Here is a 12,444-nt window from a genome sequence, read left to right as displayed (position 1 = left end):
GTCGATAAGGGCGGATAGATCGTCCAGCCGCCACCGACACCATAAGCGCCCACCGGACCTTCCACGAACATGGACAGCAGCAGCAGGATGAAAGCCGGTGGAAGAAGCCAGAAGGAGATGTTGTTCATCCGCGGGAACGCCATATCGGGCGCGCCGATCATGATCGGCACCATCCAGTTGGCGAAACCGCCGATCAGCGCCGGCATGACCATGAAGAAGATCATGATGAGGCCGTGAGCGATGGTGAACACATTGTACATGTGCTTGCCGCCGTCGATCGCCGCATCGCCGTCGAAGCCGTAAACCATGGCCGCCAGGCCGTGGAAGATCTGAATACCCGGCTCCTGCAGTTCCCAACGCATGAAAATCGACAGCGCGCCGCCGATGATACCGGCGATGATGGCGAAGATCAGATAAAGTGTGCCGATGTCCTTGTGGTTCGTCGAATAAAGCCAACGACGGATAAAGCCCGCCGGTTTGTGATCGTGAGCGTCGTGTGCTGCTGTAGCGCCGGCCATCGGATTACTCCTTGATCTTATTTGCTTCGTTGGCAGCAAGCTCAACGGTCTTCCTGGCCTCGTCGATCGAGGCCATCAATTGCGCGTTGGCGGCTTCGACATCGTCGGCCGCGGCGGCAAGCCAGGTTCCGTACTGCTCGACCGAAACCACGCGCACGCCGATCGGCATGTAAGCGTGGTCCTTGCCGCAAAGCTCCGAGCACTGGCCGTAGTAGAGACCCTCGCGATCGGCCTTGAACCAGGTCTCGTTCAGCCGTCCCGGAATGGCGTCCATTTTGACGCCGAAGGCCGGCATGGCGAAGGAATGGATGACGTCTCCAGCGGTCACCAGCAGGCGCACCGTCATGCCGACCGGCACGACCACCTCGTTGTCGACGGCCAGGAGACGCGGATATTCGGAGACGTCCTCCTTGCCGTAATCGGCGCGATCGTCTTCCGACAGCATGATGGAATCGAAGGAGACCTGCTGTTCCACCTGGTACTCGTAACCCCAGTACCACTGGTATCCGGTCGCCTTGATCGTCAGTTGAGGCTCTTCCGGCGGCGTGTATTGCGCGTTGAGGAGCTGGAACGAGGGAATCGCAAGGAACAAAAGAATGATAACCGGTCCGACAGTCCAGATCACTTCGATCGTCGTGTTGTGACTGGTCTTGGACGGCGTGGGATTTGCACCTGCCCGGAAACGCAGCATCACAATCAGCAGGAGCACCAGAACCAGAAGCGTAATCGGAACGACGAACCAGAGCGTATAATTGTTGAACCAGTTGATTTCCCGCATGATGTCGGTTGCGGCGGGCTGGAAACCCATCTGCCAGTCAACCGGCTGCGCGGCATGCGCTTGCGTTGCCAGAAGCAGCGGGGCCACCAAAACCCATGCTGCGAGGAGCGGATTTCTCACGACTGTTCTCCCTCACCAACGCCCGGACCTTCTGAGCACGGACGCAATATCCCTTTAGTTGACTGCGCTTAAAATCATAGTTTAGAGCCAATCGCAACTGGCTGACAGACCCCAAAGTGCGACAATTTAGGCATTTGAACCGATCAGAGACGATCACGGCCTTGCTTCAGAGACGATCACGGCCTTACTAAAGGCCGCGCGCGCATGCAAAAAAACCGGCAAATTTGTTCGGTCCGCTGTGGATGTGCCTGAGAAAATTGGCAAACACTGTGCGATTGTCGCCGCAATTAGCGCATAGAGCGAGATGAGGGTCAGCCCAGGCGGCCAGGGATATTGAAGACTTTTCAACGAGCGGTTTTTGCCTGCAAGATAGATCGACTGATTCGGGTAGCGCTGGAGCTGACATGCAGCAAATTGTGATGAAGATACTTACGGCTCTGGCCGTCGGAACGATGGTGCTTGCCGCAACGGCGCCCGCAAGTGCGCAGCAGCCGGGCACGGTGAAGGCCAATCACGGCGCCTGGTCCATCGTGTGCGATCAACCGCCCGGCGCAACCGGCGAGCAATGCGCGCTGATGCAGAACGTCATTGCCGAGGACCGGCCGGAGATCGGACTGTCCGTTGTCGTCTTGAAGACGGCGGATCAGAAAGCCAAGGTGCTCCGGGTTCTGGCGCCGCTCGGGGTGCTGCTGCCGAACGGGCTGGGTCTTAACGTCGACGGCAAGGATATCGGCCGGGCCTATTTCGTACGCTGCTTCACCGACGGATGTTACGCCGAGGTCATCCTGGAGGACGCGCTGCTCAACACGCTGAAATCGGGCGGCACGGCCACGTTCATCGTCTTCCAGACGCCGGAGGAAGGGATCGGCATCCCCGTCGACCTTTCCGGCTTCACCGACGGGTTCGCCGCCCTGCCCTAGGCTGTGGTGACCCTTTAGAGCTTCGGGCGATGATCGAGCTTCCCCACATGACGGGGTCCTCGCCGCTGATCTCCTTCATCATCGCAATCAGTCTTTCGGCATCGCCGCGTTTTTTCGCATCATCGATGGCGCCGACAAATTCACCGACATCGGCCTTGCCGGGTTTCGTCTTCAGCTCGACCGTGTTTTTGCCGCTTGATTTCGCTGAAACCATCTCCGATGTCCGCTGGCTCGCCAACACGCACCGGTGGATATGCACGCAGGATAGCTTATATGATTGGCCGACCACAATGAACACCGGCCTGTGCGCCAGCATCGGGATGAAACATGAACACCGATCTTCTCAAATCCTTCGACTGCTCCGAAGAACAGGTATCGCGCATTGTCGCCGACAGCCTGAAAAGCGCCGATGACGGCGAGCTCTTTGTCGAATATGCGCTTGTCGAATCGCTGGCCTACGATGACGGGCGGCTGAAGGCGGGCAATTTCTCGTGCGATCAGGGTTTCGGTCTGCGTTCGGTCGCCGGCGAGGCATCCGGTTACGCCCATTCGGGCGAGCTGTCGCAGGCGGCCTTGCTGCGCGCCAGCGATGCGGTCGGCGCCGTCACACGCGGTTATACCGGCACCTATGCCGACGCCCCGGCAAGGACCAACAAGCAGCTCTACAGCGACACGAACCCGATCGGCGCGCCGTCATTCGCCGAAAAAGTGACGCTGCTGCAGGAGATTGACGACTATCTGCGAAAGAAGGATCCGAAAGTGCGGCAGGTGACCGCATCGCTGGCCGCCGGCTGGCAGGTGGTCAACCTATTGCGCGCCGACGGGCAGGTGCTCAGGGACATACGGCCGCTGACGCGATTCAATGTCAGTGTCGTGGCCGGCGAAGGCGACCGGCAGGAAAGCGGCTCGCAGGGCGTCGGCGGACGCCAAAGCTTCGGCGACTTCCTGACCCGGGACAGCTGGCAGACGGCCGCCGACAATGCGTTGCGGCAGGCCCTTGTCAATCTGGAAGCGATCCCCGCCCCTGCCGGCACGTTCGATGTCGTTCTGGCGTCGGGCTGGCCCGGGGTCATGCTGCATGAAGCGGTCGGCCACGGGCTGGAAGGCGATTTCAACCGCAAAAAAACCTCCGCATTTGCCGGCCTCATGGGCGAGCAGGTCGCCGCCAGGGGCGTGACCGTCGTCGATGACGGGACAATCGCGCAACGGCGCGGCTCGCTGACCATCGACGATGAAGGCACGCCGTCCGGCTACAATGTGCTGATCGAGGACGGCAAGCTCGTCGGATATATGCAGGACCGGCAAAATGCCCGCCTGATGGGCATGAAACCGACGGGGAACGGACGCCGCCAGTCCCACGCTCACGAGCCGATGCCGCGCATGACCAACACCTATATGCTCGGCGGCGACAGGACGCCGGAGGAGATTATCGCCTCGGTCGACAAGGGAATCTATGCGGTGTCGTTCGGCGGCGGCCAGGTGGACATCACGTCCGGCAAGTTCGTTTTCGGCTGCACCGAGGCCTATCTGATCGAAGACGGCAAGGTCGGCGCGCCGATCAAGGGCGCGATGCTGATCGGAAACGGTCCGGAGGCCATGCACCGCGTTTCGATGGTCGGCAACGACTCCAAGCTGGATGACGGTATCGGCATGTGCGGGAAAGCCGGTCAGAGCGTTCCGGTCGGCGTCGGCCAGCCGCATCTTCGCATGGACCGGATGACCGTCGGCGGAACGCAGGCTTAGACCGCAGACCAGATCCCGTCGTTTCGTCAGGGATAAAGCCGCGTTTTGGTCCAGCTGCCGTTGTTTTGACGGTCGAACATCATCCGGTCGTGCAGGCGGAACTTGCGATCGTGCCAGAATTCAATGGAAACCGGCGCCAGGCGGAAGCCGGACCAGTATTGCGGCCGCGGGATCGCGCCCACCGGATATCTTGCCGTGTATTCGGCGACGGACTTTTCCAGGGCAAACCGGCTTTCCAGGGGCCGCGACTGTTTGGATGCCCAGGCGCCGATGCGGCTGCCGCGCGGTCGGGTTTCAAAATAGGCGTCGGCCTCTTCGTCGCTGACGACCGACACCGGACCGCGCAGCCGAACCTGCCGGCGAAGAGATTTCCAGTGAAAACACATTGCCGCCTTCTTTGACGCCAAGAGTTCACCTCCCTTCTGACTTTCGAAATTGGTGTAGATCGTGAAGCCGTTCTCGTCAAAGCCCTTGAGGAGCACCATGCGGACATTCGGCAGGCCGTCCGCGTCGACGGTCGCCAGCGAAAGGGCCGTGGGGTCGTTCAACTCGCTCTTTTCCGCGTCGGCCAGCCATTCGGAGAACAGCTTCAGCGGTTCGTCACGGAGGGTAAAATCATCATTCGTTAACCCCGGTTTGGTACTCATATCGTTTTAACCTGTCCGATTTAAGTGTTTGAGTGGTTCGTTCGTGTGACGCAGCATGTTTCAAAGTTAAATGTCAACGCCCCGTCGCGTTGCAACCGGTTCAATTCCAGATGGCGTTCCGGCCTTCTCATGCTGGCACTCATACCGCTTTCGGGCTGCATCAGCTCAGGCTTCGATCTGGGGCTGGGCGACGATCCCGGTCCCGACAGGACGATCCAGTCCGGTTCGATCGACCCTGCCATCGGCGGTTCAAGCGACGACGCCATCATTGCAGATGCCGTGGCGACGGCAAAGATCAAGCCCGGTCTCGTCCAGGATGTCCCCTGGAACAACCTCGCGACGGGCAATTTCGGATCGGTCAGCTTCATCCGCGAAAACAAGTCGGTCGGCACGGTTTGCCGCGACTTCATCGTCTCGAAGCACAGCTATGACGGGATCAGCCAGTATACCGGCGAAATCTGCCGCACGCGCCTGACCAAATCCTGGACCTTGAAGTCGCTGAGCGAGCAAGGCTGACATTGATGCTTCGCCTGCCTGCGCGGTGCGGAATCAAGGCTTTCTTCATAAGTTCAAAATAGAATCGCGGCGTTGATTTGCGGCGGCACCGCCTGCCGTCATGCAAGATGCGTTTCGATCGGGTGTTCACATGCGTAATCCCTATATGGTTCTCGGAGTTCCCAGATCCGCCACGGGGGACGAAATCAAGGCAGCCTTTCGCCGAAAGGCCAAGGCCAGCCACCCGGATCGAAACCACGATAATCCGGATGCGGCATCGCGTTTCAACGCCATCAACAATGCCTATGAGATTCTCGGAAACAGCGAAAAACGAAGACTGTTTGACGGCGGCCATATCGATGCTCGCGGGCGCACCATCACCCGTAGATCGGTTTTTTCCGGCTTTGCCGGCATGAACCCGTGGGCCGGCTTCAATTTCATGCGTACCAGGGCGCAGGGATCCGATGACGGCGGGCCGGCGGACACCGCCACCGAGGACAAGCCGCAGCCCCCCGAACAGGAATCCCATGAAGAGATCATGGAGCGTATTTTCGGCGACTCCTTCGTCCGCAGCAAAGCCGACGACGCGCCGGGTATGGACGAGCATCCCGAACCCGAACCGGAGCACAGCGATCTCGATCTCCATGCCGAAATCGAACTGCCGCTGGAGCAGATCCTGTCCAAATCCAGCCAGGACGCCGAACTCCCCGACGGCCGCACGGTCAAGGTCAATGTGCCGGCAGGATCGCAGGATGGCCGGGTGCTGCGCCTTCACGAAAAAGGCGCGCGCGCATCCGACGGCAGATGCGGGGATGCGGTCATCACAATACGTTACAAAGCGCACAAGTATTTGCGCACGGACGGCGCCGACCTCGTTACCGACCTTGCCGTCGATCTGAAGGACGGCATTCTGGGCGCAAAGCTGCCGGTGGACGGCCTGGACGGACGGTTTCTGGTCAAAGTGCCGCCGTGGTCGGGGTCCGACCGGGTGCTGCGGGTCCGCGGCAAAGGCCTGCCTGCGGGCGGCAAAGGGCGCGGCGACCTCTATGTCAATGTGCGGCTGATGCTTCCGGACGCGCAGGACGACGATCTGACCGAATTCGCGAAATCGTCCTTGTAACCGTCAGCGCGCCGTCGATCACCAGACAGGTTGAAAACGCTGCAACGACTGCGTGCGCGGGGCATGCGACGCCGCTTGCGTCTTGAACGCATGTGTCGGCTGTGCCATAGCCATTTTAGCAAATAGCATGGAGTGGGATATGGTTCTGGCTGCAGGTCTGATGAAAGGCAAACGCGGAGTGATATTGGGCGTCGCCAACAACAGGTCGATTGCCTGGGGTATCGCCAAGGCGTGCGCGGATGCCGGTGCCGAACTTGCTCTGACCTATCAGGGAGAAGCCCTGAAAAAGCGCGTGGAACCGCTTGCCTCGGAACTCGGCGCCTTTGTCGCCGGCCATTGCGATGTCACCGATCCCGGCAGCATGGACGCCGTCTTTGACACAATCGAGCAAAAGTGGGGAAAGATCGATTTCCTCGTCCATGCGATCGCCTTCTCCGACAAGGAGGAGTTGACCGGCCGATTCGTCGATACGACGCGCGACAATTTCTCCCGCACCATGGAAATCTCGGTGTTTTCGCTGGCCGCGCTCGCCAGACGGGCCGAGGCCATCATGGTCGAAGGCGGCTCGATCCTGACACTGACCTATTACGGCGCGGAGAAGGTCATGCCGCACTACAACGTCATGGGCGTGGCAAAAGCGGCGCTCGAAGCCAGCGTGCGTTATCTCGCCGTGGATCTCGGCGGGCGCGGCATACGCGTCAATGCCATTTCGGCCGGCCCGATCAAGACGCTGGCCGCCTCCGGCATCGGGGATTTCCGCTATATTCTGAAGTGGAACGAATACAATGCCCCGTTGAAACGCACGGTGACGATCGACGAGGTCGGCGCGTCGGCGCTCTATCTGCTCTCCGATCTCTCGGTTGCCGTGACGGGAGAGGTGCACCATGTTGATTCCGGATACCATACGGTCGGCATGAAGGCGGTGGACGCGCCGGATATTTCTGTCATCAAAGACTGATAGCGTACCGAAAAATCGACGGGAGTTATGGCCATGGCGCCAACGGCACCGGTGGTCTACGTCATTCGTCACGGGGTTACGGACTGGAATCTGGACGGGCGCTTCCAGGGCGCCCAGGACATTCCGATCAACGCCGAAGGACAAAGGCAGGCCGACGGCAACGGTTTGCTGCTCAAACATGAGCTTGGTGCAAAAGTCACGGATTTCGACTTTGCCGCAAGCCCCCTTGGCCGCACGCGCGAGACCATGGAACGGGTGCGCGGGGCGATGGGGCTCGAGACGGACGGCTATCGCATCGACGACCGGCTTATCGAAGTGTGTTTCGGCGATTGGGAAGGCTCGACGATTGCGGAACTGACCCGCGATCAGCCGGGCCGCGTCAGGGAGCGGTCCGAAGACAAGTGGAACTTTCAGCCGCCCGGCGCGAACTCGGAAAGCTACGAGATATTGAGCTGGCGCGTTGCCGCCTGGTTCACGGAGATCGAACACCCGACCATATGCGTCAGCCATGGCGGCGTCATCCGGTCGCTGTTTCGCCGCCTCGCCGATATGAGCGGCGAAGAGGCCGCCGAACTCGTTATTCCGCAGGACAGGGTCCTCAAGATCGAGGACGGGCATTTGCGCTGGCTGCCGGCCGATCAGTAGAGCCGCCGGGAATTGGAGGTTTCCCCCAATGTCATGAGCCTGATCGCGATCGCGGCGGAAGCGATTGATTTGACCCGCTGAGAAAAACTGCCTAGACGAACACGTGATCCTGATCGGCCTGCTCATTGCCGGCTGACTGAAACAAGCGCAGGCACAGTGCATGTCACACAACACGTTCGGTCACCTGTTTCGCGTCACGACCTGGGGCGAGAGCCACGGCCCTGCCCTCGGCTGCGTGATCGACGGCTGTCCACCCGGGATCGAGTTTACGGTGGCGGAACTGCAGCACTGGCTCGACAAGCGCAAACCCGGCCAGTCGCGCTTCGTCACCCAGCGGCGCGAGGCCGATGCCGTCAAGGTTCTGTCCGGTTTTATGCCGCAGGACGACGGCGAGACGCTTGTCACAACCGGCACGCCCGTCTCGATGATGATCGAAAACACCGATCAGCGCTCCAAGGACTACTCCGAGATTGCCCGCAGATACCGGCCCGGCCATGCGGATTTCACCTATGACACCAAATACGGCATTCGCGACTATCGCGGCGGCGGGCGCTCCTCGGCCCGCGAAACGGCGGCCCGTGTCGCGGCAGGCGGGCTGGCGCGCAAGGTGATCGCGCAGGCGACGGTCCGCGGCGCGCTCGTGCGGATCGGAAACATCGCCATCAACCGCGACAATTGGGACTGGAACTGCATCGACACCAATGCCTTCTTCTGCCCCGATCCCGAGACTGTGCCGAAATGGGAGGCCTATCTGGACGAGGTGAGAAAAGCCGGCTCATCCGTCGGCGCGGTGATTGAACTGGTGGCCGAAGGTGTCCCGGCGGGCCTCGGCGCGCCGGTCTATGCCAAGCTCGATCAGGATATCGCCTCCAACCTGATGTCGATCAACGCTGTCAAGGGCGTGGAAATCGGCAACGGCTTCGGCGCGGCGGAAATCACCGGTGAAGAGAATGCCGATGAGATGCGTATCGGCAATGACGGGCAACCTTTGTTCCTCTCCAATAATGCGGGCGGCGTTCTGGGCGGCATTTCAAACGGCCAGCCGATCGTGGCGCGCTTCGCGGTCAAGCCGACCTCGTCGATCCTCAATGAACGCCGCAGCATCGACGCCGACGGCAAGGAGGTTGATGTGCGCACCAAGGGCCGCCATGATCCCTGTGTCGGCATAAGGGCTGTGCCCATCGGCGAAGCCATGCTTGCCTGCACGCTCGCCGACCATTATCTGCGGCACAGGGGCCAGACGGGCCGAATCTGAACAGGCGGGATGACGGAACGCGCAATGTCCTATGATCAAGCACGAGTCGTGGAAGCGCTGCGCGCATTCGAGGCGGGCGAAATCGTCGTCGTAACCGATGATGACGGCCGCGAGAACGAAGGCGACCTGATTGTCGCGGCAGTGCACTGCTCACCTGAAAACATGGCTTTTATCGTGCGCCACACATCGGGGATCGTCTGCACGCCGATGCCGCGCAGCGAGGCGAAACGGCTCAATCTGACGGCGATGGTCGCCGAAAACGATGCGCCGCACGCCACCGCCTTCACCGTCTCGGTGGATTACAAACACGGCACGACCACCGGCATCTCGGCCGATGACCGTACGTTGACGGTGCGCAATCTGGCCAATCCGAATGCCGGCGCGGACGACTTTGTCCGGCCGGGACATATTTTCCCTCTGGTGGCGCGCGAGGGCGGCGTGCTGATGCGCTCCGGCCATACGGAAGCGGCTGTCGATTTGTGCAAGCTTGCCGGCCTGCCGCCGGTGGGCGTGATCTGCGAGCTGGTCAATGACGACGGAACCGTCACGCGCGGTCCGCAGGTTGCGGCTTTTGCGCAAGCGCACGGGCTCAAACAGGTGTCCGTTGCCGATCTCATCGCCTATCGGCAGCGCCAGGAGACCCTGATCGAAAAAGGCGAGGTCTTTGCCGTCGAAACGCCGTTCGGGACGGCGACGGCACACACCTATGCCCTGCCCTGGGATCCGATGCAGCATGTCGCGGTGGTCTTCGGCGATATCCGCGACGGCGTCGACATTCCGGTACGCCTTCACCTGGAATCCGTCGTCGATGACGTGTTCGGCAAGGTCGCGCCCATCGATCAGTACATGAAACACATCGCCGAACAGGGGCGCGGCGTCATCGTCTATCTGCGCGAAGGCTCGGTGGGCGTCGGCAATTTCGGCAATGGCCGCACGGCCGCCGGCGAGCGCGAGGACCATGAAGAGGCGATGGCGCGCGAAAACGAATGGCTGGAGATCGGCCTTGGCGCGCAGATCCTGAAAGACCTCGATATCTCGTCCATCGAGCTCTTTGCGTCACGCGAACGTCACTATGTCGGTCTGGAAGGATTCGGCATCGCCATAACCAGGACAACGGTCATAGAAAGCTGATACGGTGATTCCGCCGAGACCGTAACCTGTTGAAACAAAATTAATCCCGACACTCGGTGAACCATGACAACCCGGCTTTACACGCATCCGATCTATCTGGAACACCTGACGCCCGCCGGCCATCCGGAGCGCCCCGACCGGCTCCGGGCGCTGGACAAGGTGTTCGAGGCATCGGATTTCGATGCCCTCGAACGGATCGAACCGGAGGCCGCGGACGAATCCGTCGTGCTGCTCGCCCATCCAGAGGAGCATCTCGCCAAGGTGAAGGCGGCGATACCGCAGGAGGGGCTCGCGCCCATCGACGCCGACACGATCGCCAGTCCGAAGAGCCTCGAGGCGGCGCTGACGGCCGTTGGCGGCGCGGTCGCGGCGGTGGACGACGTCTTCGGCGGCGCGTCGGACAACGGGTTCCTTGCCGCCCGACCTCCGGGGCACCATGCGGAAAAGGACCGGGCGATGGGCTTCTGCCTGTTCAATCAGGCCGCCATCGCCGCCCGCCACGCACAGCAGGCGCACGGCGCCGAGCGCGTGGCGATCGTCGACTGGGATGTCCATCATGGCAACGGCATCCAGGATGTATTCTGGGAGGACGCAAGCGTCGTCTACTGCTCAACCCATCAAATGCCGCTCTACCCGGGGTCCGGCGCAAAGGACGAAACCGGCGCCGGCAATATCTTCAACGCGCCGCTTTCGCCGCAGACCGGCAGCGAACGTTTCCGCGAGGCCTTCAGGACGCGGGTTCTGCCGGCGGTGGAAAACATGCGCCCCGACCTCGTCATCGTGTCCGCGGGCTTTGACGCCCACCACCGCGACCCGCTCGCCGAGATCAACCTCACCGAGGAGGATTTCGACTGGGCAACGGGCAAGCTGATGGATATTGCCGGTCGTTTTTGCGACAACCGTCTCGTAAGCATACTGGAAGGCGGGTATGATCTCGTCGGACTGGCCGAGTCGGCCGCTTCGCATGTGCGGCGTCTGATGAGAGGATAAAGATGAGCGACGATCAGAAAGGCAATGACGACATCGCGGCAATGAGCTTCGAGCAGGCGCTCGACCAGCTCGAGAAGATCGTCGCGAGCCTGGAAACGGGCGATGTGCCGCTCAACCGCTCGATCGAGATCTATGAGCGCGGCGAAGCGCTGAAGTCGCATTGCGAGAAACTGCTCAAGGCAGCCGAAGACCGTATCGAGAAGATCCGGCTGGACCGCAGTGGAAACGTGGCCGGCACCGAGCCTCTGGATGCCGAATAACCACAATATGGGCGGAATTCGGTGAATTAGTCGGTCCCGCCGGGCCATTCCACTGAAATACGGGCTGGACCGCTCGCGGGCTTTGTGCACTTGCTATCGTCCGACGGGTTAACAAAATGCGCGTGCGCGCTAGTTAATCGCCAAACCACATGGAAAGTACCAGTGAGCGAAAAGTCCGAAACTCCCCTCCTCGACCGCGTGAACCTTCCCGCCGACCTGAAAGAGATCGACGACCGGGATATGCCGCAGCTTGCGGGCGAACTGCGCGCCGAAATGATCGATGCGGTCTCCGTCACCGGCGGCCATCTCGGCGCCGGTCTTGGCGTGGTGGAATTGACGCTTGCCATTCACAAGGTGTTCGACACGCCGCACGACCGGCTGGTCTTCGATGTCGGCCATCAGTGCTATCCGCACAAGATCCTCACCGGACGGCGCGACCGCATCCGGACCCTGCGCCAGGAAGGCGGGCTGTCCGGCTTTACACGGCGCGCAGAAAGCGAATACGACCCGTTCGGGGCGGCCCATTCCTCCACATCCATCTCCGCCGGTCTCGGCATGGCGGTGGCCAACGCCATGGAGAACGGCAATCGCAACGTGATCTCCGTCATCGGCGACGGCGCGATGTCGGCCGGCATGGCCTATGAGGCGCTCAACAATGCGGGCGCGCTGGATGCCCGTCTCATTGTCATCCTCAACGACAATGACATGTCCATCGCACCGCCGACCGGAGCGATGAGCGCCTATCTCGCGCGGCTGGCCTCCGGGCGCGCCTATATGGGCATGCGCGAATTCGGCAAGAAGCTCACGGCCTATCTCGGCAAGGCCGTCGACCGGGCCATTACCCGCGCCGTGGAACATGCGCGT

General features: G+C 61.2%; 15 protein-coding genes. 11 read left to right on the top strand and 4 right to left on the bottom strand.

Annotated features, from left to right (window positions below; all coding sequences use genetic code 11):
• Together AC5E6N_RS19675 and coxB are read right to left on the bottom strand one after the other, a co-directional pair.
• Positions 1-518: cbb3-type cytochrome c oxidase subunit I (locus AC5E6N_RS19675; protein WP_491749407.1), on the bottom strand; the 518-nt coding region annotated here is incomplete at its 3' end.
• Between the two features lie 4 nt (positions 519-522).
• Entirely contained in the window at positions 523-1,416 is an 894-nt protein-coding gene (gene coxB, locus AC5E6N_RS19670; RefSeq protein WP_491749406.1) for a cytochrome c oxidase subunit II, read from the bottom strand.
• A 452-nt stretch (positions 1,417-1,868) separates the two neighbouring features.
• On the opposite strand from coxB, the gene AC5E6N_RS19665 reads away from it, so the two are divergent.
• Positions 1,869-2,336 carry an invasion associated locus B family protein gene (locus AC5E6N_RS19665; RefSeq protein WP_491749408.1) on the top strand — a complete coding sequence of 156 codons (468 nt, stop codon included), beginning with the start codon at positions 1,869-1,871 and terminating at the stop codon, positions 2,334-2,336.
• On the opposite strand, the gene AC5E6N_RS19660 is transcribed toward AC5E6N_RS19665, so the two are convergent.
• On the bottom strand, positions 2,308-2,652 hold the full coding sequence (locus tag AC5E6N_RS19660; protein WP_491749405.1) for a hypothetical protein: 345 nt from the start codon (positions 2,650-2,652) through the stop codon (positions 2,308-2,310). The genes AC5E6N_RS19665 and AC5E6N_RS19660 overlap by 29 nt on opposite strands.
• An 11-nt stretch (positions 2,653-2,663) precedes the next feature.
• On the opposite strand from AC5E6N_RS19660, the gene tldD reads away from it, so the two are divergent.
• Positions 2,664-4,079, top strand: coding sequence for a metalloprotease TldD (gene tldD / locus AC5E6N_RS19655; protein ID WP_491749404.1), 1,416 nt, complete (start codon positions 2,664-2,666; stop codon positions 4,077-4,079).
• 26 nt (positions 4,080-4,105) lie between these two features.
• On the opposite strand, the gene pdxH is transcribed toward tldD, so the two are convergent.
• Positions 4,106-4,726 carry a pyridoxamine 5'-phosphate oxidase gene (gene pdxH / locus AC5E6N_RS19650; protein WP_491749403.1) on the bottom strand — a complete coding sequence of 207 codons (621 nt, stop codon included), beginning with the start codon at positions 4,724-4,726 and terminating at the stop codon, positions 4,106-4,108.
• A 129-nt stretch (positions 4,727-4,855) separates the two neighbouring features.
• On the opposite strand from pdxH, the gene AC5E6N_RS19645 reads away from it, so the two are divergent.
• The 9 genes from AC5E6N_RS19645 to AC5E6N_RS19605 form a co-directional block, all read left to right on the top strand.
• Positions 4,856-5,242, top strand: coding sequence for a hypothetical protein (locus tag AC5E6N_RS19645; RefSeq protein ID WP_491749402.1), 387 nt, complete (start codon positions 4,856-4,858; stop codon positions 5,240-5,242).
• 130 nt (positions 5,243-5,372) lie between these two features.
• Positions 5,373-6,341 (top strand): DnaJ C-terminal domain-containing protein, encoded by a 969-nt coding sequence (locus AC5E6N_RS19640; protein ID WP_491749401.1) that lies wholly within the window; start codon positions 5,373-5,375, stop codon positions 6,339-6,341.
• 139 nt (positions 6,342-6,480) lie between these two features.
• Positions 6,481-7,299, top strand: a complete 819-nt coding sequence (fabI, locus tag AC5E6N_RS19635; RefSeq protein WP_491749400.1) for an enoyl-ACP reductase FabI — start codon at positions 6,481-6,483, stop codon at positions 7,297-7,299.
• A gap of 33 nt (positions 7,300-7,332) precedes the next feature.
• Complete coding sequence (locus AC5E6N_RS19630) at positions 7,333-7,944, top strand: histidine phosphatase family protein (protein ID WP_491749399.1); 612 nt, start codon at positions 7,333-7,335, stop codon at positions 7,942-7,944.
• Positions 7,945-8,104: 160 nt separating this feature from the next.
• Positions 8,105-9,199, top strand: a complete 1,095-nt coding sequence (gene aroC, locus AC5E6N_RS19625; RefSeq protein WP_491749398.1) for a chorismate synthase — start codon at positions 8,105-8,107, stop codon at positions 9,197-9,199.
• A 24-nt stretch (positions 9,200-9,223) separates the two neighbouring features.
• Positions 9,224-10,330: a 3,4-dihydroxy-2-butanone-4-phosphate synthase gene (gene ribB / locus AC5E6N_RS19620; protein ID WP_491749397.1), complete on the top strand. Its 1,107-nt coding sequence runs from the start codon at positions 9,224-9,226 to the stop codon at positions 10,328-10,330.
• Positions 10,331-10,393: 63 nt separating this feature from the next.
• On the top strand, positions 10,394-11,320 hold the full coding sequence (locus tag AC5E6N_RS19615) for a histone deacetylase family protein (protein WP_491749396.1): 927 nt from the start codon (positions 10,394-10,396) through the stop codon (positions 11,318-11,320).
• Positions 11,321-11,322: 2 nt separating this feature from the next.
• On the top strand, positions 11,323-11,580 hold the full coding sequence (locus AC5E6N_RS19610) for an exodeoxyribonuclease VII small subunit (protein WP_491749395.1): 258 nt from the start codon (positions 11,323-11,325) through the stop codon (positions 11,578-11,580).
• A 162-nt stretch (positions 11,581-11,742) separates the two neighbouring features.
• A partial coding sequence (locus AC5E6N_RS19605) for a 1-deoxy-D-xylulose-5-phosphate synthase N-terminal domain-containing protein (RefSeq protein WP_491749394.1) occupies positions 11,743-12,444 on the top strand: 702 nt, incomplete at its 3' end.

This window comes from Hoeflea sp. (assembly GCF_984452065.1).
This window is presented reverse-complemented; position numbering and strand designations above follow the sequence as displayed.

Coding starts and splice junctions, on each gene's coding strand:
- AC5E6N_RS19665 (WP_491749408.1), top strand. CDS start 1,869: ATGGTGCTTGCCGCAACGGCGCCCGCAAGTGCGCAGCAGCCGGGCACG.
- AC5E6N_RS19660 (WP_491749405.1), bottom strand. CDS start 2,652: ATGCTGGCGCACAGGCCGGTGTTCATTGTGGTCGGCCAATCATATAAG.
- tldD (WP_491749404.1), top strand. CDS start 2,664: ATGAACACCGATCTTCTCAAATCCTTCGACTGCTCCGAAGAACAGGTA.
- pdxH (WP_491749403.1), bottom strand. CDS start 4,726: ATGAGTACCAAACCGGGGTTAACGAATGATGATTTTACCCTCCGTGAC.
- AC5E6N_RS19645 (WP_491749402.1), top strand. CDS start 4,856: ATGCTGGCACTCATACCGCTTTCGGGCTGCATCAGCTCAGGCTTCGAT.
- AC5E6N_RS19640 (WP_491749401.1), top strand. CDS start 5,373: ATGCGTAATCCCTATATGGTTCTCGGAGTTCCCAGATCCGCCACGGGG.
- fabI (WP_491749400.1), top strand. CDS start 6,481: ATGGTTCTGGCTGCAGGTCTGATGAAAGGCAAACGCGGAGTGATATTG.
- AC5E6N_RS19630 (WP_491749399.1), top strand. CDS start 7,333: ATGGCGCCAACGGCACCGGTGGTCTACGTCATTCGTCACGGGGTTACG.
- aroC (WP_491749398.1), top strand. CDS start 8,105: ATGTCACACAACACGTTCGGTCACCTGTTTCGCGTCACGACCTGGGGC.
- ribB (WP_491749397.1), top strand. CDS start 9,224: ATGTCCTATGATCAAGCACGAGTCGTGGAAGCGCTGCGCGCATTCGAG.
- AC5E6N_RS19615 (WP_491749396.1), top strand. CDS start 10,394: ATGACAACCCGGCTTTACACGCATCCGATCTATCTGGAACACCTGACG.
- AC5E6N_RS19610 (WP_491749395.1), top strand. CDS start 11,323: ATGAGCGACGATCAGAAAGGCAATGACGACATCGCGGCAATGAGCTTC.